Origin of the sequence: Sphingorhabdus sp. EL138, from assembly GCF_900258045.1 — a bacterium.
In the GTDB taxonomy this organism is placed as follows: domain Bacteria; phylum Pseudomonadota; class Alphaproteobacteria; order Sphingomonadales; family Sphingomonadaceae; genus Parasphingorhabdus.
Genome location: NZ_OGVD01000001.1, coordinates 474,453 through 499,646, shown reverse-complemented (window position 1 = coordinate 499,646; position 25,194 = coordinate 474,453). Strand labels below are relative to the sequence as shown.

Sequence of the window (25,194 nt, the reverse complement as noted above, 5' to 3'; positions counted from 1 at the left end):
TATGGCAATTGCTTAATGGCATTTATAGTGCCATATCAATGGCTCGCTGCCGTCGCCGCCTGTAGTTGGAGAGATTTCTTGTTCAAAAAGCTAATTCTGATTTCAGCTGTTCTGATATCCGCCGTGATTGCTTCTGCTTTTCTGTTTCAGAAACAGATAGGAATGGCCTTGTTTGAACGGGCAATCGAAAGCCGGGTTGGAACAGACAATGTGGCTGGGTTGGAAGATGGCCTGCATGTTGGTTTGTGTGGAACGGGTTCGCCGCTTCCCAACCCGGATCGTGCGGGGCCGTGCAATGTCGTAATTGCCGGTAAACAGATGTACGTCGTCGATATTGGCGAAGGCGGCGCCCGTAATCTCAATCTTATGGCGATACCGGCGCCTGAGATTGATGGCCTGTTACTGACCCATTTCCACTCCGATCATGTTGATGGCATCGGGCCGTTGATGCTTTTCCACTGGACGCAGGGCGCGAGCAAGGCGCCGCTTCCGGTGCATGGACCGACGGGGGTGGAGGCGATTGTGGATGGCTTTAACGCTGCCTATGCTACTGACAATACATATCGCACGGCCCATCACGGTGAGAAAATTGCGCCTTCAACCGGTGGCGGTGCAGAAGCGCGACCCTTTGAAATGACTGGTGAAATGGCGGTAATCCTTGAAAAAGACGGTCTGAAAATCACAGCCTTCAAGGTCGATCATGATCCGGTTGTTCCCGCCGTTGGATATCGGTTTGACTACAAAGAGCGCTCTGCCTGTATCAGCGGTGATACGGCAAAATCAGCCAATCTTGAGCGGGTTTGCGAGGGTGCAGAGTTGCTTGTTCATGAAGCACTGGCCTCACATATGGTCAAGCAGATGACTGCGGGTCTGGAAAAACGCGGGATGGACAATGTTGCGATTATCACCAAGGATATAATGGATTATCACGCCACGCCTACCGAAGCAGCGGAATCGGCACAGGCGGCTGGCGCAAAACAGCTGGTGCTCAGCCATCTGGTGCCGCCTATTCCCAGCAGCTATTTCTACCCCGCCTTTCTGGCCGATGCACCGGATAAATTTGATGGGAAAATCACGGTTGGTGAAGACGGCATGCTGTTCAGCTTGCCGGCAGGCAAGACCAATATCGAACAGACACAGTTAAAATAGGATACGCATATGTACACTATCCACGGAGCGCTGGGCTCACCCTATTCGATGAAGATGCGCGCATTGATGCGCTATCGGCGGATCACCCATGTCTGGCAACATGGCGGACATGCACAACAACTGGCAGCGGAAAAAGTCAAAGCTCCGGTCATTCCGGTGATCGAATATCCCGATGGCAGCTTTCATAATGACTCAACGCCGGTTCTCTATGACCTGGAGGAACGCCATAAGGAACGCCGGGTGGTACCGCCTGATCCCGCCCAGGCCTTTATCGCGCATCTGCTGGAAGATTTCGCCGATGAATGGCTGACCAAGGCCATGTTTGGCTATCGCTGGCTGGAGGAAGTGGACCAGATCCAGATGAGCCGCTGGCTGTCCTTCGATGCGATGAAAGGTGGCGGGCTTGAGCAAAGCCAGGGCATGGCCGAGCATTTCCGGGGCAGACAGGTCGGCCGCATGGCGATTGTCGGCTGCAAAAGAGAAAATTTTCCACTGATCGAGGCCTCAACATGTGCGGTTTTGCAAGCGCTGGAAGATCATGTGGTCAACGAACACTATCTGTTCGGGGCGCGGCCATCACTGGCGGAGCTGGGGATCTATGGTCAGCTGTCCCAGCTGGGCGTGGATCCGACCGCGCAAGAGATGATGCGCAAAGACCACCCTTACACTTTCCGATGGTTGCTGCATGTTGATGATATGTCGGGAATTGAGGGCGAATGGGATGCTCCTGACTCGCCGTTCAAACCAGTGGTCGGCAAGTTGCTCGCCCAGGTTGGGGAGGTCTATGCCCCATTTCTGCTCGCCAATGCAGCTGCCATGGAGGCAGGTGAAGAGACGTTCAGCATTGAAGCGATGGGCAAGCCCTATTCACAGGGCACGTTCAAATATCAGGTCAAATGTCTGGCCGATTTACGCAGCCGTTATGCGGCGCTGGATGCCGATGCGCGGGCCACAGTTGATCCGATATTGGGCGAGAATGATTGCCTGGAATTTTTGCAATGATAGAACGGTTTCTCCCGGCCCGGTTCGACAATGTCTTTCCCGGGCAGAAGATTGCACTTTGGGCCTTCTATGTGCTGACAGCGGTAACCCTCTGGCGTAGCCAGCACCATATTTTCGCAGCCGATGGCGGGGCGCAGAGCATCGCGACCATCCCGCTCGATAGTTATTCTGATGGAGCAGCCGCAACCATTATCGCCATCTTTGCACAATGGGGCTTGGTGCAACTATTGCTGGGCATGGTCATGTTGCTGGCGGCTGTCCGTTACAATTCCATGGTGCCACTCATGTGGCTGATCGTGCTTGTGGAATGGATCGGGCGGGGATTGATCGGCCAGTTCAAACCAGTGGAAACGATCGGCACCGCGCCGGGCCAGGTCGGCAATATGATGATTCCGATCATCGCCCTTGTGATGCTGGTGCTGTCGCTCATCCCGCCACGAAAGGCAAAGGACTAGTTACCCAAGGCACCCGGCTTGGTCTTGATATTGAGCTGGCCCTGCAGACCAGCCGTCCGGTGCACCGAAATGGCCTGATATTCGGGCGACATGATCATGGTCTTCATAGCTTCCAGCGAAGGATATTCGGCCAGCGCGATCATATCCCAGTTTTCTTCAACTTCGCCCAGCATCAGGCCGGTGACCGGTCCGCTATAGCCCGGCTTTGCGCCAACGGCCGCAAGGCGTTCCAGCACTGCAGCACCATATAGAGCATAGGCCTCGGCGCCGCTGAGCCCGGTTTCACGACCGTCGGGATATTCCGCCTTCTCCTTGAATTTGAGCAAGTTCACCATGACGAACGCACCATCTTCCTTGCCCCCAAAAAATTCCTGCATGCGTTCGGGCGAAGGATTGACCTGGTTGACAACTTTCATGGTGTTGCTCCTATGATTTCATAAAATTGATAATGGCTTCGGACAGCTGTTCAGGCTGATCCTCCTGCAAAAAATGCCCGCCGCCCTTGATCGTGACATGCTCAACGCCTTTCGCGCCGGGAATGCGCTCCTGAAACTGGGTTTCACCGCCTTTTGTTACCGGATCACCGTCGCTAAATGCCGTCAGGACCGGCTTTTCAAATTTCTCCAGAACTTCCCATGCCTTGTCGTTGGCATCGCGGTCTGCCTGGTGATGCGGCAACAGGGGAACACAAGATGGAAACTTACGAGCACCGGCACTATGGTTCTCGTCGGGATGCGGCGCTTCATAACCGTCTAATATATTCTGGTCCGTGATACCGGAAAGAAGGTTGAATACCTCACGCACCGTAAATTCTGAGCTTTCAGCCGCATATTTTACCCAGTATAGAAAGGCTGTTGGCGAACCACTGGCAAATTGCTCCTGAACCATTGCCGCATTGGGAACGGGGATGGCGGGATAAAGTTTGCCGAGCATCTCGGACATTTCAGGCGTAACTATCTGGGACGATGGTAGACCGGTATTGGCGATAACAAGCCGGGCAAAACGATCCACATTGTCTGCCACGACGCGCAGGCCAATCAGCCCACCCCAATCCTGACAGACCAGAGTAACATCTGAAATATCCATCAACCGGAACCACTGGTTCATCCAGTCCACATGGTTCTGATAGGTATAGTCATCTATATGTGAGGGTTTGTCGGACCTGCCAAAACCGATCAGGTCGGGGGCGATGACGCGAAAACCGGCATCGACCAGGATCGGTATCATCTTCCGGTACAGATAGGACCAGGACGGCTGGCCGTGCATACACAGGATAATCTCTCCATCGCGCGGGCCTTCGTCGAGATAATGCAGGCGAAGCGCGGTGCCATTGGCAGCGGTCACTTCCGCATAATGCGGTTGAAAATCATAGCCGGACAGATTTTCAAAACGGACATCCGGGGTTCGCAAGATCTTCATTGGGAGGTTCCCTATTGTAAATATATTGACACTATATATGTCACTTATATGCAGTCAACTTGAATCAGTCTGTGGGCGCAGGCTTGTCGTTGTCGACCAGCCGGAATCCAATATGATTTGTGCCAAGCCCGCGTTCCTGAAACTGCCGGGCGGAGGGGCGATAGCGGGCGCAATAGTTGGCTGCACATAGATATGACCCGCCCTTGATCACCTTCACACCTTCGCTGGCATCCGCACGTACCCCGTCTCCACTGGTCCATTCCCAAACATTACCCAGCATATCATATAGCCCGAAGCCATTGGGCTTGAAGCATCCCACTGGTGCGCGCGTTGTGAAACCATCCTCACCCAGATCTCTGGCAGGAAAAACACCCTGATAATAGTTCGCCTGCGGCGCGCCGGCAGCATCTTTGGGTTCTGGTCGTGCAGCTTCGCCGCCGCGAGCCGCATATTCCCATTGCTCTTCGCTGGGCAATTCCTTGCCTGCCCATTCGGCATAGGCCAGCGCATCATCATAAGCGATCTGGACGACCGGTACTTTCTCTTGGCCAACTATTTTTTCATGCGGTCCAGAGGGATGTCGCCACTCAGCGCCCGGAACCCAGTGCCACCAACGCGGATCATCGTCACTCGGCACGTTAAAAACCGCCGAGCCGGGCTGCTGCATTTCTGCTGGCGCACCTTCCATTTTCGGTGGTTCCCGTTCGGCTAGCGTTTTATATCCGGTGGCTTCCACAAAGGCTGCGAATTGCGCGTTGGTTACTTCATGCGCATCCATCCAGAATCCATCCACATGGATTGTTCTGGGTGGTCCTTCTTCGCGATAGCGGGGGTTTTCGCCCATGGTAAAACTGCCTGCGGGAATCCAGACCATTTCATTTTCTGTGAGGCCAGTGCAAATCTGCGCTTCCGGATTTGTCACATCCTGCCCGCAAGCGGACAGCAACAAAAACAAAAGACCGGCTATCCTGATATGCACAATCTAGTCGTTAATATGCGCGATAATATCATTGACGATCTGTGCCATTGTCTCAATCGTCTGCTTGTTGCTCAATCCCTGATCGTGTCTGAACAAACGCCAGCTATCGAAGCTTGTCGCTAGCAAAATCGCTCCGCTTCTTCTTTTGTCTCTCTGTACGGATTTGGGCAAAATGGCGTTCAGGGCATCGGCTTCATTTTTCATCAGCCGCTCATAATTTTCCATAAGCTGAACAGAATGAAAGCGCGCGAACATCGTGATCAGCCTGAAAGCAGAGATATTTTCATTCACTTCAGCCCGGCGCTCGATCAACTCAATCAACTGGTCTCGCCAATCGGCAGATTCATAGGGCTTGCTAAGCACCGGTCTCCATTGCTGATTCAGCAGTCGGTCTACCTCCGCATAAATGGAATCCATATCGTCAAAGTGCCGGAATACCGAGCGCAAACCTACTCCTGCTTGTTCCGCAACACGTGCTGCGCTGGGACTGGGATCGCCGGCTTCCATCAGTTCCATGAAGGCGGTGATGATTTTGGTACGGCTGGCCTGACTGCGTTGACGCCGACCATCGGGATCAGGCTTGTTAGCCTGAGTCAGTTTTCTTATCGCTGCACTTTGTTTTGCCATTACTCATTCCGCTTAATCTGTTTCAAGCTTTGGCATTTAACGCGCCAAAACACTACCCCTTTGCACGGCGCCTGATCTCGGCTGCAATCAGCCACAGCCGGTCCTGCCCCCAGACGGCCAAATCGGGTTCACCGTCGGTGCCTGACAGGCGATAGCTCGGGACGCCCCACAAGCCGAGACCTTTTACCATTTCATCCTGATGCCGTTCAACCATCGGCTTCCAGTCTTCACTGCCCAGATATTGCTGCGCCTCCTGCCAGTCCAGTCCGGCAGCTTCAACGGCCCGTTTCATGCCTTTTCTGGTGTGAAGCCCAATCCTCTTTGCAAAGGCATGCGCGAGCAGGGAAGACATGAGCGCCTCATCCTTGCCCTGCTGCACGGCCCAGGGGAGCAGCGAATAGGCCTGCCGCGTCGGCTCGCCAATCGGCGTTATCATCGGGCCAAAAGGCACGCCCAGAAACTCGCCTTCACGTTTGGTATCGAAAATAATGTACATGCCCTTGGCGCGGGTGGCTGGCACCCCGCGCATGATCATGGGCAGCACCGGTTTGTGATTGAACCTGATGCCACATTCGTTTTTGAGGGTGATCGTGCGGTCATAGATGATCGACGTGTAAGGCGAATTGAGTGAGGGGTAGAAATCGAGCATCAATCCGCTCGCATCAACGCCGCTGACATCTATATCAGGACGCGGGCAGATGAAAGGCAGATCGGGCGCTTTGCAGGCACCCAGGTCGCGCAAACGCTGTTCGAGATGGAATAGCCGGTCCGCACCCCAATACCATTCACCGGCATAATAGAATGTCGCTCCTGAATAATGCCCCAGTTCAGCGAGCCGCGCGCTGCCCTTATCCAAAATCGCGTCGATTGTTGAACCGTCAATTTCATTTCTGGCTTTTCCACTCCAAAGCCCCACGCTTTCGTCGAACAGCGCAGCCACAAATTCTTCACCTGATTTGGCCGACAGCGACAGGGCGCATGCCATTTGATTGCCGACGCTCGGCTGGATCGGTGCATCTTTCGGAAACGTCAGTCCATAATAGGGCGCAATCAATTCCGCATCGCGCCGTGCCCATTGGGCGAGTTTTTCCATCTCCGGCTGGTTCTTGCCGCCCGAGGCGCGGATCAGATGTGGTTTGATCACAACATCATAGCGCTCGGCAAAGACGGCCAGCACCTGCGCAGTCAAATGCGAATAGGGGTCATCCAGCTGGTGGAAATATTCCACAATATGCGGATCGCCGCTACGCTGCCGCTTCTTTTCCGCTTTCTCTCGGCGTTTGATGACTTGCTTGAGGTCAGTGACTTTATCAAACTGCCGCCGCATCAGGTGGCGGAGCCAGCTCGGCGGATCGACCATCAGGCGAGGATTGGGATTTTTGTCAGGCTCCAGCATCGGTGTTACGCTTCCTGTTTTGTAGCCAGCCGATCAGCTTCCACCCGACAATAGCGAGGATCAGAAAAAGCATTCCCAACATCAGGCGCACCTGTACAAAAGTAATTGTCGGCCGCGTGATGAACACCTCCGTATGGGCCAGCGATGCGGTCTTGAACTTGTTCCCCTCGACCATCCGCTCGCCACCAATCATATCAAGCAGGTCCCGCAAGGAACGGTACCGCACCACCGCGACCCGGTCGACCCGCTCGCCATATTTGCCCAGCATCAATCCCGCACGCTCGCTGATAAATACCGGATGGCCACCGCGTTTGAGCAATAGGGGAATCACGATCTCGCCATAGCGGGCTTCGGCTTCTTCCGCTTCCGGGCCTTTGGCGCGGGTTTCGAGATTGACCGCATAAAATTCCTTGCCGTCATCATTGGGGAGCATCGCGAGAAGATTGCGGCTCATGCTGCCCTCGGGCGTGTCTTCAAATTTGATACCATGTAGCTCTCAACCTGCGCCAGCATCTTTTCGCCCTCGGTCTGCGAAATCGGGTCGCCATTGCCGCCATACCAGATCCAGAATGAAGCATAGAGTATTCCTAGCAATACCACCCAGATAGTTTTGAATTTCACCACAGCGCCTTTCTAATTCGGCCAGAAGATATATTCATCACTCGCCTCGGCTTTTTCGGCGCGGGTTTTGTCAATCGCTATCGGGTTTTCCAGATTATAGGCATAGAGCGGCGGCTTGCGACCCTTGTGATGATCGGCGAGCAGCTGTTTCAGTTCAGCCAGTTTGGCAGGGTTCTTCTCCGCTAGGTTATTCTGTTCCGTCGGATCATTGGCCAGGTTGAAAAGCCAGTTTTTCTCCTGCTTTCCATTCACCTGCAGCTTCCAGTTCCCGGCGCGCACCACCTGATAATAACCGCTTTGCCAGAATATCGCATCATTGGGCCGAGAGATGGTTCCGGTCCCGGTTGCGGCGGGGAGCATGTTTTTTCCGTCAATGACTACGCTGTCTGGCAGGGTCGCACCACCGGCCGCCGCCAGTGTCGGCATCACGTCGATATGCGCCACCGGCGTATCCACGCGGGTGCCCGGCTTAATCCGGTTGGGCCATTTGATAAACATGGGTGCCCGAATGCCGCCTTCAAAGAGCGTGATTTTCCAACCGCGATAGGGCGCATTGACCTCTGGCAGACCAATATAGCCCGCTCCGCCATTATCGCTCGAAAAGACTATGATGGTGTTGTCCGCCAAGCCTTCTTCTTCCAGTTTCTCCATGATCCGGCCAACGCTGCGATCGAGTGACCGAACCATGGCGGCATAGACACGCAGCCGATGCGGTTTGATATTACCAACCGCTTCATAGTCCGCCTTTGTTGCCTGCAGCGGCGTGTGCACACCCCAATGCGCCAGATACAGGAAGAACGGCCGGTTCTTGTTCGCTTCGATGACTTTAAGAGATTCGTCCGTCCACCAGTCGGTCAGGTAACCGCCGGGTTTGAACCGATCCGCATCATCAAAACCATCATTGTGAAAGGAAGCCGCATATTGCATGCCTGCCCACAGGAATTTGTCGATCGGGTCAAAGTCTAGTTTTGCTTCAACCCCGTCTGGATCACCTTCCTCCAGAAACAGTCCACTGGCCATCAGCAAGCTTTCGTCAAACCCCTGTGCCAGCGGATTCATTTCCGCGTTTCTGCCCAGATGCCATTTGCCGATATGGGCGGTGTGATAGCCCTGTTCTTTTAGCAGCTCGGCGATGGTGATCTCGCTCCCCGGCAGCCCCATACCTTCATAGGGAACCGCATTGTCAGCAGCTTGATTATATTCGGGAGGAGGCAATCCGCTGTCCATTTCGCCGCTGATCGCACTCACCATGCGCCCCATGCCCGGCGGAGTGGGTGTAAACTCAAAGCCCGTACGCGTTGGATAGCGGCCCGTCATCAGCATTGCGCGAGATGGTGCGCAGGTGGCATTGCCGGCATAGGCCTGACTGAAAATCGCACCATCGGCAGCAAGCCTGTCGATATGGGGCGTAGGTACGCGGCCACCGGCGACCCCGCCGCCAAAGGTGGAAATGTCATTGATGCCAAGGTCATCGGCGAGAATGAAGATAATGTTGGGAGGGCGTTCCGAGGAGGATAGGGATACGGTTTTCGGACCTTGCGCCCATTTAATTGGCCGGTTGGCGGCAACCTTGGGATGCGTAAAGTTTTTTATATATGCGAGCATTAGCGATGTGCGGTTGAGATAGCCGATCACGCCAAGGCCAATCAGGGTGATTAGCAAGACGAGGGTTATTTTCTTCCAGTATTTCATGATCTTCCTTTTAACCTCCCCACAAACCTGTTCCTATATCAAAACTTGCCATCCCGATATCCCATAGGAAAAGAGACTGTGGTCCGGGCGCCAAACGAGCAAAGGAAGCATGCGCCTCCTGCTCGAAAAAATGAGGCAGGCAACTCCCCAAGCTGCCTGCCTCTTGTGATCCAACGGGAGAGAAGGATCAAAACCTAGAACTCGCCTCGAAGAGTGACGCCATACATGCGCGGCTCCTGAGATATGAAGGCGGACCGCGATCCGCTGCGGAGCGCAGTGTTGAAGGTAACGCCGCGCGCAATCTCGTTGGTGAGATTGGTCGCCCATGCCTCAATCGCCCAGCCACCCTCGGCTTGCTTGATTCCGACCCGCAGGTTGATTGTCGTGTAACCATCCTGAACGTCGAATGGCAGTAGCGATGTCGTTCCCAGCGCCGCTGCCGTGGTGGGTACTGTGCGGCCCTGTGTGGACGTCCGGCTGTCGCTGACTGTGCGGATCTGACCATTGAGGAACAGGTCGACCGAACCGGTGAGCGGTATATCGTAATTCGCCCCGACAATGGCGACGATATCAGGCGCATTGGTCAGGCTGAACCCGCACAGATTGCGGATCGACAGCGCCGCCGTATCCGGAGCACAGTCATTGGGATAACGCGCATCGGTATAGGCCAATGATGTGTTGATCGTGAGCCCGTCGGTAGGCCGCAGGACCGCCTCCAGTTCAATGCCCGTACTCTTCACCTTGGGCACGTTGAAGCTCTGAAACTGCGTTCCGGTGAACTCGAGAACCTGAAAATCGCTGAAATCCTGATGGAAGACTGCGAGGTTGGCGGTGATGTCGCCATTGAGGAAACGGCCTTTCAGACCGATCTCATAGGCGTCCACTTCTTCAGAGGCGAATGTCGGGTTGGAAGCGTTTACCCCGGCTGTCGCATCAAGGTTGATGCCACCGGACTTATAGCCATGTGTGTAACTGGCGTAGAGATTCACATTGTCGAATTCATAGCCAAGCTTGGCTGTATAGATCAGCTCGTCATCCTTAAAGGCGGTATTGAAGGTCTGCGGCAACGGCAGGGCCACCGATTGCGGCAAATCCGCCGGTGCCGTGAGAGGGAAGCAGCCCAAACCGATGACTGGTCCTACCAAGGCTGGAGGAATCGCTCCGGCCGCAGCTCGGGCGGCAAGCGACGAACAAACCGGATTGGTATTCGATGGCTGCGCAAAGAACCCGTCCTTCGTTTCATCAGAGTATCTGAGACCAAGGGTCAGATCGAGCCGGTCAGTCACAGCAAAGACATTATGAGTGAAGACCGAGAAACTCTCGCTGGACTGGCCGAACAAATTGTTCGTTATCGTCGTCGACGGGTCGAAACCACCAGACAGTACCGTGAGCGGATTGGCACCGAACATGCCGCCAGTAGGGCCGAATAAGGTTGCACCGACAAGCTCACCGTAGTCCTGTCCCAGCGCCAGGACCGGGCTGCTCAGAATGTCTTCGTCCGAATAGAACGCACCAATCAACCAGTCGAGCCGGCCGCCTAAGGCATCGCCCTGCAATCGCAGCTCATGAGTCATCGTGTCGATCGTGGTAGTGTTGTTGACGACCTCGAAAACATCGAGTCCGGAAAAGTCTGAGTCAAAAGACTCATTCGCTTCATATTCACGATATGATCCGATGTAAATCAGATCCACATTGTCGCTGATGGGTACCTCAATCTCGCCGGTAATGCCCCAATTCTCGACATCTGCCGTTGGTGCGCGGTTTAAAGTAACAATGCGATTGTCGAGCGCCTGCTGCGCAGTTGATTGATCGGATGGATTATTTGCCACAACCGGCGATGACATCCCGCCACGCGGCCCCAGCCCGACAAGGTTAAACAGGCCGGCGCTTTCAATCGGGGAACGCAACAGCTCGACTGCTCCGCAGCAGGAGCTCGTGTCTTTGGAGTAGTCTGCAATAAGGCGGCCTTCGATGCCGCCGTCGGTTGCAAAACCTAACTGCCCGCGCACCAGATAACGGTCGACATCGTTTGTCTCGTCGATCTCTGCGCCGTTCCCGTCGAGGACTGTGATGAAGCCGTCGCGCTTGCGATAGGCACCGGTCAGGCGCAAAGCTAGCGAGTCTTGAACCAACGGCACATTAATCGCGCCTTGCAGGTTGAACTGATCAAAATTGCCATATCCAGCATTTGCAAAACCGCCAAATTCATCCAGATCAGGGCGGCGATTGATGACATTGAGCGCGCCAGCCGAAGTGTTCCGGCCAAACAGCGTTCCTTGCGGTCCGCGGAGCACTTCGACGCGTTCCACATCGACAAACTCTGACAGCGCCACTCCGGGGCGTGATTGGTAGGCTCCATCAATGAAAACGCCCACCGCACTTTCGAACCCGATATTGTTGGACGTGGTGCCAACACCGCGAATGCGCAGCACGACCCCATTGGAAGCAGCCTGCGCTTGCGAAACATTGAAGCTGGGCGCGACACTGCCCAGGTCGGTGACGTCGACAACTCCCTGAGCATCGAGCTGCGCCGAACCCACTGCGGTCACCGCGATCGGAATATCCTGCACATCCTGCGCCCGGCGTGTGGCCGTCACGATAATGATGTTGCCGTCATCTGTTTCCGCACCGTCCTGCTCCTGTGCGGTTGCGGGCATCGTCATTGCAGTGCTGCACAGTCCGGCAATCACCAGTTTCCTTGCAAATTTCATGGCTTCTTCTCCCAACAATCATCTTATGGCATCTAAAGTGCCATATCTAGTTGGCACATATAGTGCCGATATATTGAGTCTGTCAACAAGGACGGAAAAGTGCACTTGATGGCCAAAAATCAATCGCGGCGAATTTCAGGGAACATCGAATTGCCTGACTGGTTTATCAATGACGTCGAATGTCCGTTTTCGGGATAAAGCAGTCATTGCTGAAAGAGAGTGAGAAGTCGCGTTTCGACTAACATAGCTACAGTTCCATCAGTCCAGTGATCTCCGCCAAGATGTGAGGGTGACTAGCTTTTCCCTGTTCTTTAGTTTAGGGAATTCTTACCTGTATCGCGCAGAAATACTGGCGTTCGGTTAGCCGAGAATGGCGGAATCCGTCGAAAATACCGAAATTTCCCTGTAAGTTCCCATAGAACAGGGAAAATCACACCTGAGACCCGTTCTCGAAGGACTGCACTTCGCACCATTTCTTTTGCTTCCTTGTTGACATATTCGCCCATCACGCTAGAGCGCTCTCCACAAATTGCGGTTCTGCAAAGAATCACAATTTCCGTCCGAGACAGCCGGTGAGGGGAATTTGCCTCTCTTAATTTCCAGCCTAGACGGGGATCAGTTTTTTCGTGAGGACACTCACGGGTTTGCAATCAGCGTTTTCTGGCGCGATCAAGCAACCAAAACCCCCCTTCGGATAATATAGGAATGGTTTCGATCATTTCTTTCGCTCGTCATACCGGTTTGTGCTGGAATGATGGTATTTAAGAAAGCGGATTGTGCTTCAAAAACGCAATCCACGTGAAGGAGCAAAATATGGATCGTGGTCAAAAGACCGAAGCCGTTGCTGCGCTGAACGCGACTTTCAAGGAAGCCGGGGTTGTTGTGGTGACACGCAATCTGGGTCTTACCGTGGCAGAGTCCACGGATCTCCGCGGAAAGATGCGTGAAGCTGGTGCAGGCTTCAAAGTCTCAAAAAACCGCCTTGCCAAACGCGCTCTGGAAGGAACCGACTATGCCCCGATAGCAGATATGCTGTCCGGCCCGGTCGCTCTTGCCACATCGGATGATCCGGTGGCGGCTGCGAAAATCGCAGTCGAATTTGCAAAGTCTAACGATAAACTGGAAATCGTTGGCGGTGCAATGGGTGACACCCTTCTGGACGAAGCTGGCGTTAAATCTCTGGCCTCCATGCCTTCTCTTGATGAACTTCGCGGTACGATTGTTGGTCTGCTTGTTGCACCACAAACGAAAATCGCGCGGGTTGTCAAAGAACCAGCTGGAGCCCTTGCACGCGTAGTCGGCGCTTATGCCGCTTCGGGTGAATAATTTTTTCCGAAATAATTGATTAGAAATTTGGAGTATATTAAAAATGGCTGATATTGCTAAATTGGTTGAAGAACTATCGAAACTGACCGTTATGGAAGCGGCTGAACTGTCCAAAGCCCTGGAAGAAGAGTGGGGCGTATCTGCTGCAGCTGCTGTTGCAGTTGCCGGCCCAGCTGCTGGTGGCGGCGAAGCGGCTGCTGAAGAGAAAGACGAGTTTGACGTCGTTCTGACCGGCGACGGCGGCAAGAAAATCCAGGTGATTAAAGAAGTTCGTGCGATCACCGCTCTTGGCCTGACCGACGCGAAAGCCTTGGTCGAAGGCGCGCCTAAGCCAATCAAGGAAGGCGTTAACAAAGCAGAAGCTGAAGAGATCAAATCCAAGATCGAAGCAGCTGGCGGTACGGTTGAACTCAAGTAATAGGTTCACCGAAATAAGCCGAACGGCTTATTGACAAGATCAAGGGGCGGTTTCCGTTTTGGAAGCCGCCCTTTTTGATTCCAGCTTCCTTGCAATCCATTTTTGTGTGGTATCGACAGCATCTTCCTTTGTTGTTTCGATATCGGGAGTCACTCCGGTCCCCTCCCAATTTCCGCCGGTATGGGGACTATAGGGCCTGGTTTCCGGGATCACGATATGCCAGCCACCGGTTAGGGGCACAGCATCGCCCAGCATATGCGCTCCGCCGCCGCTTGGAGAGCCAAAGACAATCGCTCGTCCCTGTGCCTGCAGCGAATAGGCAACGGCCTCTGGTGCGGAAAATGTGCTTTTATCGACAATGATGGCGAGCGGCCGTTCGGCTCCGTATCGCGGCCATTGCAGAGCCGGTTCTTTCGTATCCGGCTTTTTACCATGGCGGGTTTCGCGGTGCAGCGGCATTGTCGAACCCGGTGCCATAAAGGTCCATTGTACGGGCCATTCGGTTTCCGGAGATCCGCCGGGATTGTTGCGCAGATCGAGTATCAGGCCATCGCTGCTGCTCACCAGTTCAAAGGCAGCCGTTATTGCTTTTTCGGCCGTTGAAAACTCATAGAAATCAGTCAGGTGAAGATAGGAAATATTACCTTTTAACCGCTCTACCTGTTTGACACCAAATCCTCTGGCCGGTGCACCATCTCTCCATTCTTCCAGCCAGTCATCTTCTCCGGCCTGAGAGGAATTCGGAGCATATTCAACGAAGACATGGCCGTCGTTTAGAATAGCGCGCAATTGTTTGGTCATGTGCTTTGCAAAGGCCTCGCTATCGGTACAATGTTGATAGAAAGTGCCTTCGTGCAGTTTTTTCCTGACTGCGGCGGCCGAGCGGGTTGCAACATCGGCAAGAACATATTTGCGGTCGATCGCCTCTGCCATTTCGGCGACTGCGGCCCGTTCTTCGGTGCAATCTGCCGGTATTGGCTGCAGTGACAATAGGAATGCTGATATCATGGGTCTTTGTCTCCATCGGTGAATGCTGTTTCAATACGCTCAGCAAAGCTCAGCCGGTCGAGCGCGTCATCCAGCGCGTCTAGTTGCTTGAGAAAATCGGGCGCCGCTTCCATCAATAATGCTTCGGCGGCCTGATCCACCACGCGGGATATTGCCGATACCTGCTCCAGCTTTTCGGCACCGGTGGGGGTCAGGTGGAGTATCTTGCTGCGCGCATCGTTTGTGTCTGTCTTGCGCTCCAACAGACCTGCTTTTTCCATGGCGCGCACAACCTGAACCATTGCCACATGGCTTTGGCCGAGCATTTTTGTCGCATCACGGCTGTTCATCGGGCCGTGCTCGTCGAGCAGCATACCGAGTGCAAACCAGCGTTGTTCAAAGTCCAGCTCGCGGCGGTAAACTTCGGTCACATTACTGTTCAGCCGTTCAAACAGGCGTCTGATGCGCGTGCCAAGTGTCTTTATTCCTGCGTCGCGGAGATAGTCATTTTCCATATATGTAAGTTGTTACATATATTCTGGAATGTCAAGGCAGTTTGATCACCAACCGCAGGCCGACGATGTCTAGGCCGGGGTTTTGATTGCGGTTGAACAGCTGCGCATGGCTGACATGAACCCAGCTTGCTTCCAGATCGACACGCTCCGACAATTGCACGCCAGCTGCCAGTTCTGGCTCGAATAATATACGCGACCCCAATTGGGTTTGCGAGCCATCCGCTGCAAAGCGCAAGGATGGGCCATCATGAATGGCAATGCCGATCCCGGGGCGCAGGTATATTTTTTTGCCGATTTTCCAGCTCAAACCCGCCGCTACGAAACTGGTGTCACCGGTACTGTTGATCGATGCAAAAACATAAGGCGAAGGCGCACCGATGACGGACAAGGCCTCTATGCGCTTGCCGCGATAACCGGCTTGGAAATTTACACCTTCTTCTCCGATTTCAAAGGATAGGGGGGTATCAACTTCATGGGCGGCTAGCCCGATAAATATCTCCTGCGCTGCAGCGGGTTGTGTGGCTGCGAACCAAGCAAAGGTGGTCAAAACCGATATGTAAAAACGTTTCATAAATACGGCCCCCGTTGCCGCTTGACGCCCGATCGCGGACTATCCATCAAAGCTATAGAATTGGTTCTGCATTTAGGGAAGCAAGCCCGAGCCCCAGTCTCCTATTGGGTCAGTTGGGTTGAGAGACCTTAACGGCTTGGCGGCGGAGGAATGAGGCGCGCGGGGCGGAAACCATTGCCTGATCACCAATGTTTATAGGAAGATTTCTACTCCTGATATCAAGCACAAGTCACTTAGATAAAAGGATATTATTCCTCATTAACTTTATGCAAACTCTCCTAATCTAATGTCCTGCCATAATTTGTAACATTGAGTAAATCAGGGCGCGCATATGGGAGAGACAATTACATTACAGCGTTTGCTGGGGATGCAGAAGAAGGTCTGGAATTTCAAGATCAATGCCGATCATGAAACGACAGAACTCGTCGCTCGTGAGCAGCTGAAATCTTTCGGACAGATATCGCGTATCGGGGCGCTGATAGCGTTGCCCCTGACTGTCTATGCCATGGTTCTGCTATTCTCCTATGCGGAGGTAGGCTTCATTGCGACAGCCTGTTTCTATGTCGCCATCTCCGCTTTTGTGAGTGTTCGTAATTTTCTCCGGCAGGCGGCATTGGACCCTGACACCGCAGACTACAAGGTAGCGATCAAAAACATCCATACCGAAAGTATCATCAGTAGTATCGCGTTTTCGTGTGTGCTGGCGATCCCGTTTGCTTTTGGGCAGATCCCCTACAATCTCGACATTGCAATACTTGCCATGGGCGCCCTGGTTGTTGGCGGATTTGTTTTTGGCAGTGTTCCGCGAGCGCAAACCTATAACCTGTCCATTACCACAATATGTTATGCAGGCGCATTTATCGCGGCAAAGGGATATGGCGGTATAAGTACAGCAATACTGTTGATCTTTTTTGCGCTCTGCATCGACTATATCTACCGGATGTTTTTCTTCAATTTTGTGCAGCGCCATTTGCATGCGGCGAAGCAAAAGGACGCAGCGGAAACTGTCCGGCTTTTGCTCCACGATTATGCCGAACAGAGTTCTGACTGGCTGTGGGAAGTGAATGGTGATCATTTGATCGTCAACCCATCGGCTCGCTTTGCTACAGCAGTGGACATGGAAATAAGCGAATTGCGTGATTTACCGCTTGTTGATCTGTTCGAAGACTCCATGGAGCGCAACCAGCTTGCCCAGTCTTTGGCGTCTGGAAAAGCCTTCCGTGATATCCATGTACCGATCAAGCTCGGCGGAGAAGAATGCTGGTGGCGACTATCCGGCCGGCGCATTAAGACCGCGGACGGGGAAAGCAGCCATATACGCGGCGTCGCAGCTGATATTACCAGCGCCAAGAAGGCAGAAGCCCGTGTTGCCCATCTCGCCCATTTTGACAGCTTGACCGATCTGCCGAACCGAGCTCTGTTTAATCAATCTTTGCAACGCTCAATCGGGCGGATGAAGAATGACCAGAAACTGGCTGTCCTGTATCTCGATCTCGATCATTTCAAAACAATCAATGACACATTGGGACATGGCGCCGGAGATCTTGTTCTGAAGGCGGTGGCCAACCGCTTGGAAAACAACATCGGTATTGAAGATGTTGTCGCGCGTCTCGGCGGTGACGAGTTTGCGATCTCTTTGCGCAATGTCGGCTCATATGAGGATGTCATGCAGGTTGCGGCGAATATTATCGATAAAATCTCGGAACCAGTGATGGTGGAAGGACAGCCGGTTGCCACGGGTGTCAGTATCGGGATTGCGGTGGCGCCGGATTGCGGCAATGACGGCGAGGAATTGATAAAGCATGCTGACATCGCGCTATATAATGCGAAGGAAAATGGCCGCGGCTGCGCTTCCCTGTTTGAAAGATCGATGCACGAAGCAGTGCAGGACCGGCGCAATATCGAAATGGACTTGCGGGCTGCACTGAAACGCAACGAGCTGGAACTTTACTATCAGCCACTGGTGAATATCGAGACCAACGAGACAATCGGTTACGAAGCTTTACTGCGCTGGCATCATAGCGAAAAAGGCCTGATAATGCCGGATGTATTCATTCCGGTGGCCGAGGATACCGGTTTGATCGTCCAGCTTGGCGAATGGGTTGTTCGGTCAGCTTTGTACGAAGTTGCAAAATGGCCAGAGCATCTCAGCGTTGCCGTCAACCTGTCCCCGGCCCAGATGCGCAGCCCGAATCTTATCCCGACGATTATCAATGCCCTGGCGGCAACCGGAGTGGCACCGCACCGGCTGGAGCTTGAGATCACGGAATCGGTGTTGATGAATGACAACCAGTCCAACGTGGAGCTGCTCCATAAAATCCGTTCTCTGGGTGTACGTATTGCGCTGGATGATTTCGGTACCGGCTACAGCTCGCTCAACTATCTGCGGAGCTTTCCGTTTGACAAGATCAAGATCGACCGGTGTTTTGTGGAGGAAGTTGACAGCCGCGAAGACTGTCGGGCGATTATTCGCGCGGTGACCGGCCTCGCTTCCAGTCTCGGTATGGTGACGACCGCCGAAGGGGTTGAACGCAGTGATCAGCTCAGCCAGCTGAAAGAGGAGGGCTGCGTGCAGGTACAGGGCTATTTGTTCAGCAAGGCGATGCCGGCGGCAAATGTGGAAGGCCGGGTAGAAACAGCATCAGCATCAGCGGCAGGGGCGGAGGCCAGCGAGATTGGCGAGCAAAAAAGCACCAAATCAAAGCGTTGCAAAACACCACGAAAAGCCCAGCAAAGAAAGGCGGGGTAGAGCCAGTCAGTCTGGCCCCGCTACTGACAATATTGTAAATATTTGATTGTTTTGCGTTGCTGCGGTAATATTTGTTTCTGAAGAGGAACGCATCGTGCAATTTGTTTTGAAAAACATCCTCCATTTTATGCCGCTGATTTTCGGCATCGGATTTCTGGGTCCATTGCTCGCGCAGATCATGCAGATGCTCGGCTGGCAGGCGCCGCTAGGGCTTGCCCCGCTGACACTGGGCTTGATCATCGGCGGCGCATGGGGTGCTTTTGCACAAATCAAGGGCCGCTGGATATGAGCGCGACCCTGACCGAAAAAGACCTGCGCAAGCAGGAACAGGCAATTGCCCGCAAATATGCCGACCGCTTGCCGTGGGAAGCGGTGGCATGGGGATTGGGTAATTTACTCGTCTGGCTATCGCTTTGGCCGTTGGTGTTTTTGGGTGTCATGCCGCTTTGGCTCGGTTTTATCATTGCCACGTTAAACGTGATGCTCTGTTATCTGCCGTCGCATGAGGCACAGCACGATATTATAGGACGCAAGGGCACCAAATGGCGCTGGCTCAACGAACTGGTCGGACATGTGTCAACCATACCGCTGGTGCTGCCCTATCGCGTAGCCAAACTGACCCATATCCAGCATCATCTGCATGCCAATGACCCGGCGCTTGATCCTGATATTAGCAGCAAGGCGCGGGGACCGTGGCATGCCATCTGGAAGTCCATCCAGAACCGCCAGCCTGGAGCAGAGGGCGGGTTCAATAAATATGGGGATGTTCTGCAAGACATTGGCCGCCCGGATGTGTTGATTGACGGCGCTCTGTATCAGATCGCCCATTATGGAATATTGATCGCACTGGCCTGGTCTGGTTACGCACCCGAGGCTGCCTTGCTGTGGTGGTTGCCCCGGCAAATCGGCCTTACCTATATCCAGTTTTTCTTAAGCTGGGCACCTCATCATCCAGCGGACAAGTCCGGCCGCTATCGCGACACCCGCGCTTTCAAAAGCACATGGGGCAATATCGGCTCGATGGGCATGCAATATCACATCGTGCATCATCTCCATCCCTATATTCCGCTAACTGATACGCCGCGCGCCTATCGCGAAATGCGGCATATATTGGAGCAGCGTGACTGCCGGCTGGAGGGGATTTAGACGCCCCGGATCAGGCCTGACCGGTCGGGCGGATCATCAGTTCTCCGATACAGACAGAAGGCGGCTGTTCGAGCACATAGGCGACACTGTCGGCCAGGTTTTCCGGTTCGAGAAACTCGAAATTGAACACGCCGCCCATCATTTCCAAGACCGATTCATCCTTGATGCTAGTGCCCAACTCTGTCTTGACGCCGCCGGGGAAAATAGTCGTGACGCGCACGCCATGGGCGGTCATTTCCTTGCGCAGCGTATCGCTCATTGACCGTACGCCAGACTTGGTCGCGGAATAGACGGCGCTGGAGGGAAAGGTCTCTAGCGCCGCGATAGAGGAAATGATGATAATATGCCCGTCCTTGCGTTCGACCATCGCTGGCAGCACGGCGTTAATGCCATAAAGCACGCCGCGCAGGTTGACGTCGATCATCCGGTCCCAGTCTTCGACATGGCCCTTTTGAATGAGCGACACTGGCATGATGCCAGCATTGCATATCAGTGCATCGACCTGTCCAAACCTTTTGATCGTCGCGGTAGCCAAAGCGTCCTGATCTTCACGGCTTCTGACATCAGTTGCATGAAAGGCGGCCTGCTCTCCCAGCTCTTCGACAATTGCTTGCAATCGGTCTGTTCGCCGGGCGGCGAGCATGACATTATACCCGGACTGCACCAATTTACGGGCAGTAGCTTCGCCGATGCCGCTGGATGCGCCAGTGACAATTACCGTTCTCATATCCATCTCCTGACCGCTGTTTGGAACCGAGTGTCGGTTACTAGCGGTCAGTGAGCAATCGGTGTTTTTGCTAGGCCGAGAGCATCCCTATTCCCGTCATATGGTCGAGATAAATCGCGGCATCGCGGATATCGAAGATGAACGAGAACAGGATCACGGCCGTGATCAGGCCTGTCCAAAAGCCATATAAGGACCGCTCTTTCATAAATGGCCGGTTTTTGAGCAGAAGATACAAAGCCGGCGACCAAAAGATCAGATGCATCAAGGCAATCAGTCCGGACAACGGCACAAGCCCCAGTGTCGGTATCGCAAAACCGCTGACGAGCAGACTGGTAATGAAGCCGCCGACAACCCAGCGGGCTTCGACGCGTTTCCAGACAAACAACAGACCAAGCGCAAAGCTGGCCAGCATGATCATCAGCCACACCTGCACCCATTGCGGCGCATTGGCCTGCCCATCGGCGTCCCAGACTTCCAGAGCGGTATGGCCGGACGGATACCCGGCCGCTGCCTGTGCGGAAGTTGCTGCGATCAGACCGAATCCCAGTAAGACCCAGAGCAACATCTGTTTTTTCGAGACAAAGGTGACCATAGCAAACTCCTGACATTCCGCTCCATCAGGGAAACATCTCAAGCTTGCGATGCGTTAAGTCAAGTATTGCTGTTAGCCAGCTACCCAATTGCCATGAAATCCCGGCGGGATGCGATGTGGTATTTGTATGACCGCTTGCGGATTGCCCGTAAAGTCATTGGCTTTCAGGATTTGTAGTTCGGTGGTCTCGTTGTTCATGTCGATCACCAGGCCGATCAGCCAGCCATCATCTTCTGCACTGTCAGCAGACCGCGGCACAAAAACAAATTCTCCGGGATGCCGGTTTTCACCAAAGTGACGGACGGCCGTTTCACCGGTTTTCAAATCATGTTTGAACAGTTCGTTGCCGGCCATGTCGAGCTGATCCGGTTCACCGGCGAGAGCGATGCTGTAGATATAGCGATAGTCGCTGGTGGTAAGCCGTTCGTCATAGCGCGGGAATTCCTGGGCGCGGTCGTTCAGTATTTTGCGAGCTACTTTCTTGGCTATTGGATCAACGGTCCAACGTTCCAGCCGTGACCATTCGCCGCCGGGGCCAAAGGTGGTGCGGGCATAGGTGCTTTCATGCACGACCACATCAACAATGACCTTGCCATCGTCTGTCTCAAAGGCGTTGGCCGGGTGATAGACATAGCAGGGATCGACATCGCACCAGATTGTGTCTGCACCAGAGCCATTGCGTGGGCACAGGCCGACACGGGCTTTATGATCGGGGTTCCAGTCATAGGGGAATGCATAGCCAGCCAGCATGCGCTTCATCGAGAAGGTCGCAGGCAGATCAAAGACCAGCACATGGTTTTCGGTGATCTGGCAATCGTGGATGGACGGCCCCTGGTTAACCGGAATGGGTTCTTCCCGCTTCACCTTGCCATCTGGTCCCAGCACCACATGCCAGACTGTGTCCATAACGGGCGCATCATAGCAGATTGCATGGATCTCACCGGTTTTGGGGTCGAAATGCGGATGAGCGGAAAAAGCGTTTTGCAGCGTGCCATCGAACGGGTTGTGAGAAACCGTTTCCAGCTCATCGGTCAGTTCAACCGGAAAGCCGCCGGCTTCAACAATCGCAAAGGTTCTGCCGCCAATTTCCACGATATTGGTATTGGCGGTGTCGGTACGCGGTTTGCGGGTGCCGGGTTTGCGCTCTTCGCCCAGCGCATCACTCACAGCGTTGGAGCGGATCCAGCGATTGCGATACCATTCGGCTTTGCCTTCTGTGATGCGGATACCATGTGCCATGCCATCGCCCACGAACCAGTGGTAGCTGGCCTCGTCGGGCGCGGTTACGGGATTGGGGCCAATGCGCAGATAGCGGCCGTCAAGCTGTGCAGGAATTTCGCCATCCACTTGCAGGTTGGCGAGGGTTACCTCTTCCGTCATCGGTTTGTGGATACCGGTCAGATACGGATGCCCGCCTTCCGGTGCTTTCATCCGCTTGCGATTGAAATTCGCGACTGCGCCCATCACGGGTGTGACGGCAGAGCGGATGGTATTTTCAATAACGCTGGCCATGTTCAATTCCTTCTTAGTTAAACCAGATATCGGCAGCGGTCATTCCCGCTGCGAGAAATAATAATATGCCGCCGGGATGCGGACGCTGGAGGGCTGCAAAATTTCCAATCCCGGATGCGGTGAAAATCAGGATAGCGAGATATCCGATCAGATCGCTGCCGCCCTGAAGCCGGTTCAGCAAAACCACGATACCCAGGCTGGCCCAGACCAGCGAGTGTAGCTGGAACATCGCCCATGTCAGATGGCGCATCGTCGGCGCAGCCAACAGACCATCTGTTGGTTCAGCAAAAAGCGGCTTTAGCACCGCCCGTTGCCCGAGAATGTAATGGGCCGCTGCCACGGTAACTGCGACGATAGCAGCAGCAATTGCAAAAATCAGCATTGGTGCAAACTCCCCTTGGCTTACCGACTCCAAATGTTTATGCTGTTAACATGAACGTTAAAGATAACAGTGTCAACATTAAAGAATCTCCTAGGGACGCCTCCAAGGAATCAGGTGCTTATCATCACGGTGACTTGCGCGCTGCGGCCATTGCGGCGGGCATGGATAAATTCGGTGGACAAAATCATCCTGATCTCGGGCTTCGTGCGCTGGCCCGGGAACTGGGCGTTTCCGCCACAGCGCTCTACCGGCATTTCCCCAACAAGGACGCTTTGCTTGATGCGCTGGCCCTTGAGGCGCTCAACCAGCTTGGCACGCATCAAGCGCAGGCAGCGCAATCTGTGGGTGGCGGCCGGGAAGGGTTCGGAGAAATGGGCGTCACTTACGTGCGTTGGGCTGTCGAGCATCCGGCGCTGGTGCGCCTCATCTATGACCGGGTCGGCAAGGTGGATCTCGCCGCCGGCAACCCAACCAAGATGGGTGAGGCCTTCTATCAATTGCGTGCCGGCATTGCCGCGACGATGTCGGAAGATATTTCACCGGAACATCGGGCGACGGCAACGCTTCATGCCTGGTCACTCGTTCATGGACTGGCGATGCTGATCCTCGATGGTCAGGTGGAATATGACCCGGATATGATCCGCAAAGTTGTAACTCTTGCGGATTTTGGTCTGGAATAGCCGCTAGGTCGTACGAACGCCTTTGATGGTCAGGTAAAGCGCGGTTGCCACCAAGGCGATCAGATTTGATACCATGAAGCTGGCAGTGACGCTGCTATGTCCGATGATCGGAATGAAATCGCGCAAGATGATGGCAGTGGATACGAATAGAGATGCAAACAGACCCCAGCCGGCAATCAGCTTGGGGATGAGACCGGATTTCAAAAAGAGATAGAAAAAGCCTGCCTTGGACACGCTCGATAACACTAGAGCGAGGTGAAAGGATGTATAGTCCGAGGTGGCCTGCAAGCCGGTCAGTAGCAATCGCTGCGATTCACTCGCCATCTGTGCATAAGCGATATCCCCGGCTAATTCCGCCGCATTCATGTTAAAGACCGCACCCAGCAAAGATAGAATGGCTGCAGCAATGCTGACGATCAAACTCCAGGCGGCCAGCAATTGTCCGGCTGGTCGCAGGAGCAGAAACAGCCCTATGCCAATTGTGGCTTCCAAGCCGAACATCACGAGCGCGATATAGGATTTGGCCCGCAATTGCGTTTCGGCTTCCAACATATTTTGTGCCGTTGCGACAACATCGGCTGACAGGTTTATGTCTATGCCCTGAGCGACAGTCAGTGCACCCGCCATTCCAACAACGATAGTGGCCAACAGCGACCCGCCTACAATTCGTGCCAATGGGGGGAGATCGAGCGGCAAAATTTCAGTTGAAACAGTCATATCAGGGTGTATTGCTTAAATAATACACTAATGTCAACCGCCGTTGCTCTGACCATCATCATAATGCAATATATCGCCAGGCTGACATTTGAGCTCTCGGCAAATGGCATCCAAGGTGCTGAACCGGATTGCCTTTGCCTTGCCGGTTTTCAGGATCGACAGATTGGCGATGGTGATACCCACTCGTTCCGCAAGCTCGGTCAGCGTCATGCGCTGGTCGTGCAGTAGATCGTCGAGTTTGACCTGAACGGACATCAGATGGTGCCGTCCAGCTCGTCGCGCATATCTGCGCCGCGGTCAAAGACCCGGGCCAGAACGATCAGCAGCAGCACCAGCAATATACCCGAAAGCGAGATTCCAAATTCGCCAGAGACCACCATCTTCTCACCTTCTTTGACCTCGCCTAGCAAGCTGATTATAACCCCGATCAACGCGCCGAGCACCCCGGTCAGGATCTGAATCACGAAAATGGCAATGCCCATACCGCGCAGGCGCAGACCATTGGTCCGGTTGAATGGATCACCCTCGCGGACGGAAGCGAGGACTTTGCGCAGTCGATCGATAGTGAAATAACTTAGCAGCATGATCAACAGCATCACGAACACAAAGCCGGCCGCCACCCAAAGCACAGTGTTCGGTGGCGCGTTCACAAACTGCTCACCAACATCAGCCAATATCTCCTGACCGAAAATCGCCATGACTGGCAATGAAAGCACCAGAACTACAGATGCGAAGATCACCGCCAGGCGAAAAAAGCCGAGCAGCAGGCGTGCCGATTTCAGGACGATATCTTCCTCTCCTTTGGCCGCGATATTTGTCAT

Annotated in this window: 28 protein-coding genes; 9 read left to right on the top strand and 19 right to left on the bottom strand. The window is 54.0% G+C overall.

The features are described from left to right. Positions 1–78: 78 nt before the first annotated feature. Genes DK507_RS02410 through DK507_RS02400 form a run of 3 tightly spaced genes read left to right on the top strand, consistent with a single transcriptional unit; the run spans position 79 to position 2,606 of the window. On the top strand, positions 79–1,149 hold the full coding sequence (locus DK507_RS02410) for an MBL fold metallo-hydrolase (protein WP_254054228.1): 1,071 nt from the start codon (positions 79–81) through the stop codon (positions 1,147–1,149). A 9-nt stretch (positions 1,150–1,158) separates the two neighbouring features. Further along, a complete protein-coding gene (locus DK507_RS02405; RefSeq protein WP_109354529.1) occupies positions 1,159–2,151 on the top strand; it encodes a glutathione S-transferase N-terminal domain-containing protein in 993 nt (330 codons plus the stop codon). Next, positions 2,148–2,606 carry a hypothetical protein gene (locus DK507_RS02400; protein ID WP_109354528.1) on the top strand — a complete coding sequence of 153 codons (459 nt, stop codon included), beginning with the start codon at positions 2,148–2,150 and terminating at the stop codon, positions 2,604–2,606. Before DK507_RS02405 ends, DK507_RS02400 begins: the two co-directional genes overlap by 4 nt. Here DK507_RS02400 and DK507_RS02395 read toward each other — a convergent pair. The 9 genes from DK507_RS02395 to DK507_RS02360 form a co-directional block, all read right to left on the bottom strand. After that, positions 2,603–3,022 (bottom strand): DUF1330 domain-containing protein, encoded by a 420-nt coding sequence (locus tag DK507_RS02395; RefSeq protein ID WP_109354527.1) that lies wholly within the window; start codon positions 3,020–3,022, stop codon positions 2,603–2,605. The two genes, DK507_RS02400 and DK507_RS02395, sit on opposite strands and share 4 nt — an antisense overlap. 10 nt (positions 3,023–3,032) lie before the next feature. Beyond that, positions 3,033–4,025, bottom strand: a complete 993-nt coding sequence (locus DK507_RS02390; RefSeq protein ID WP_109354526.1) for a haloalkane dehalogenase — start codon at positions 4,023–4,025, stop codon at positions 3,033–3,035. Between the two features lie 64 nt (positions 4,026–4,089). Beyond that, positions 4,090–4,980 carry a formylglycine-generating enzyme family protein gene (locus DK507_RS02385; RefSeq protein ID WP_254054227.1) on the bottom strand — a complete coding sequence of 297 codons (891 nt, stop codon included), beginning with the start codon at positions 4,978–4,980 and terminating at the stop codon, positions 4,090–4,092. A gap of 27 nt (positions 4,981–5,007) precedes the next feature. Next, positions 5,008–5,631, bottom strand: a complete 624-nt coding sequence (locus DK507_RS02380; protein WP_109354524.1) for a TetR/AcrR family transcriptional regulator — start codon at positions 5,629–5,631, stop codon at positions 5,008–5,010. A 52-nt stretch (positions 5,632–5,683) separates the two neighbouring features. Continuing rightward, positions 5,684–7,027: a DsbA family protein gene (locus DK507_RS02375; protein WP_109354523.1), complete on the bottom strand. Its 1,344-nt coding sequence runs from the start codon at positions 7,025–7,027 to the stop codon at positions 5,684–5,686. Beyond that, on the bottom strand, positions 7,014–7,481 hold the full coding sequence (locus DK507_RS02370) for a hypothetical protein (RefSeq protein ID WP_109354520.1): 468 nt from the start codon (positions 7,479–7,481) through the stop codon (positions 7,014–7,016). Before DK507_RS02370 ends, DK507_RS02375 begins: the two co-directional genes overlap by 14 nt. Further along, positions 7,478–7,648, bottom strand: coding sequence for a hypothetical protein (locus DK507_RS17750; protein WP_162558850.1), 171 nt, complete (start codon positions 7,646–7,648; stop codon positions 7,478–7,480). The genes DK507_RS02370 and DK507_RS17750 overlap by 4 nt, the downstream gene beginning before the upstream one ends. 12 nt (positions 7,649–7,660) lie before the next feature. Further along, positions 7,661–9,340 carry a sulfatase gene (locus tag DK507_RS02365; RefSeq protein WP_109354519.1) on the bottom strand — a complete coding sequence of 560 codons (1,680 nt, stop codon included), beginning with the start codon at positions 9,338–9,340 and terminating at the stop codon, positions 7,661–7,663. A gap of 194 nt (positions 9,341–9,534) precedes the next feature. Continuing rightward, positions 9,535–12,051, bottom strand: a complete 2,517-nt coding sequence (locus DK507_RS02360; RefSeq protein WP_109354518.1) for a TonB-dependent receptor — start codon at positions 12,049–12,051, stop codon at positions 9,535–9,537. A gap of 813 nt (positions 12,052–12,864) precedes the next feature. Here DK507_RS02360 and rplJ point away from each other — a divergent pair. Beyond that, entirely contained in the window at positions 12,865–13,377 is a 513-nt protein-coding gene (gene rplJ / locus DK507_RS02355; protein WP_109354517.1) for a 50S ribosomal protein L10, read from the top strand. A gap of 43 nt (positions 13,378–13,420) precedes the next feature. After that, the gene (gene rplL / locus DK507_RS02350; protein ID WP_109354514.1) at positions 13,421–13,795 is read left to right on the top strand and encodes a 50S ribosomal protein L7/L12; all 375 of its coding nucleotides are present in this window, start codon (positions 13,421–13,423) and stop codon (positions 13,793–13,795) included. Between the two features lie 39 nt (positions 13,796–13,834). Here rplL and DK507_RS02345 read toward each other — a convergent pair whose 3' ends face one another. From DK507_RS02345 to DK507_RS02335, 3 genes are read right to left on the bottom strand one after another with little or no spacing between them, the layout of a single operon-like run. Beyond that, positions 13,835–14,803: a S41 family peptidase gene (locus DK507_RS02345; protein ID WP_109354513.1), complete on the bottom strand. Its 969-nt coding sequence runs from the start codon at positions 14,801–14,803 to the stop codon at positions 13,835–13,837. Continuing rightward, positions 14,800–15,297: a MarR family winged helix-turn-helix transcriptional regulator gene (locus DK507_RS02340; protein WP_109354512.1), complete on the bottom strand. Its 498-nt coding sequence runs from the start codon at positions 15,295–15,297 to the stop codon at positions 14,800–14,802. Before DK507_RS02340 ends, DK507_RS02345 begins: the two co-directional genes overlap by 4 nt. A gap of 31 nt (positions 15,298–15,328) precedes the next feature. Then, positions 15,329–15,868 (bottom strand): acyloxyacyl hydrolase, encoded by a 540-nt coding sequence (locus DK507_RS02335; RefSeq protein ID WP_109354511.1) that lies wholly within the window; start codon positions 15,866–15,868, stop codon positions 15,329–15,331. Positions 15,869–16,199: 331 nt separating this feature from the next. Between DK507_RS02335 and DK507_RS02330 the strand changes: the two genes are divergently transcribed. The 3 genes from DK507_RS02330 to DK507_RS02320 all read left to right on the top strand — a co-directional run bounded on the left by DK507_RS02330 (position 16,200) and on the right by DK507_RS02320 (position 19,763). Beyond that, a complete protein-coding gene (locus DK507_RS02330) occupies positions 16,200–18,617 on the top strand; it encodes a bifunctional diguanylate cyclase/phosphodiesterase (protein WP_109354510.1) in 2,418 nt (805 codons plus the stop codon). 94 nt (positions 18,618–18,711) lie between these two features. After that, entirely contained in the window at positions 18,712–18,906 is a 195-nt protein-coding gene (locus DK507_RS02325) for a hypothetical protein (RefSeq protein WP_162558808.1), read from the top strand. Next, the gene (locus DK507_RS02320; protein WP_254054226.1) at positions 18,903–19,763 is read left to right on the top strand and encodes a fatty acid desaturase; all 861 of its coding nucleotides are present in this window, start codon (positions 18,903–18,905) and stop codon (positions 19,761–19,763) included. Before DK507_RS02325 ends, DK507_RS02320 begins: the two co-directional genes overlap by 4 nt. Positions 19,764–19,773: 10 nt before the next feature. On the opposite strand, the gene DK507_RS02315 is transcribed toward DK507_RS02320, so the two are convergent. The 4 genes from DK507_RS02315 to DK507_RS02300 all read right to left on the bottom strand — a co-directional run bounded on the left by DK507_RS02315 (position 19,774) and on the right by DK507_RS02300 (position 22,976). Further along, positions 19,774–20,490: an SDR family oxidoreductase gene (locus DK507_RS02315; protein WP_216822317.1), complete on the bottom strand. Its 717-nt coding sequence runs from the start codon at positions 20,488–20,490 to the stop codon at positions 19,774–19,776. A gap of 70 nt (positions 20,491–20,560) precedes the next feature. Beyond that, entirely contained in the window at positions 20,561–21,082 is a 522-nt protein-coding gene (locus DK507_RS02310) for a hypothetical protein (protein ID WP_109354505.1), read from the bottom strand. Between the two features lie 72 nt (positions 21,083–21,154). Beyond that, a complete protein-coding gene (locus DK507_RS02305; protein ID WP_109354501.1) occupies positions 21,155–22,594 on the bottom strand; it encodes a carotenoid oxygenase family protein in 1,440 nt (479 codons plus the stop codon). A gap of 13 nt (positions 22,595–22,607) precedes the next feature. Next, positions 22,608–22,976 carry a hypothetical protein gene (locus DK507_RS02300; RefSeq protein WP_109354500.1) on the bottom strand — a complete coding sequence of 123 codons (369 nt, stop codon included), beginning with the start codon at positions 22,974–22,976 and terminating at the stop codon, positions 22,608–22,610. Between the two features lie 50 nt (positions 22,977–23,026). Between DK507_RS02300 and DK507_RS18145 the strand changes: the two genes are divergently transcribed. After that, on the top strand, positions 23,027–23,656 hold the full coding sequence (locus DK507_RS18145) for a TetR/AcrR family transcriptional regulator (protein ID WP_109354847.1): 630 nt from the start codon (positions 23,027–23,029) through the stop codon (positions 23,654–23,656). Between the two features lie 3 nt (positions 23,657–23,659). Here DK507_RS18145 and DK507_RS02290 read toward each other — a convergent pair whose 3' ends face one another. The 3 genes from DK507_RS02290 to DK507_RS02280 are packed head-to-tail and all read right to left on the bottom strand — an operon-like array spanning position 23,660 to position 25,194. Further along, on the bottom strand, positions 23,660–24,373 hold the full coding sequence (locus DK507_RS02290; RefSeq protein WP_109354499.1) for a DUF4386 domain-containing protein: 714 nt from the start codon (positions 24,371–24,373) through the stop codon (positions 23,660–23,662). Between the two features lie 33 nt (positions 24,374–24,406). Beyond that, positions 24,407–24,628 carry a helix-turn-helix transcriptional regulator gene (locus DK507_RS02285; protein WP_109354496.1) on the bottom strand — a complete coding sequence of 74 codons (222 nt, stop codon included), beginning with the start codon at positions 24,626–24,628 and terminating at the stop codon, positions 24,407–24,409. Next, on the bottom strand, positions 24,628–25,194 hold the full coding sequence (locus tag DK507_RS02280; protein ID WP_109354495.1) for a DUF2975 domain-containing protein: 567 nt from the start codon (positions 25,192–25,194) through the stop codon (positions 24,628–24,630). Before DK507_RS02280 ends, DK507_RS02285 begins: the two co-directional genes overlap by 1 nt.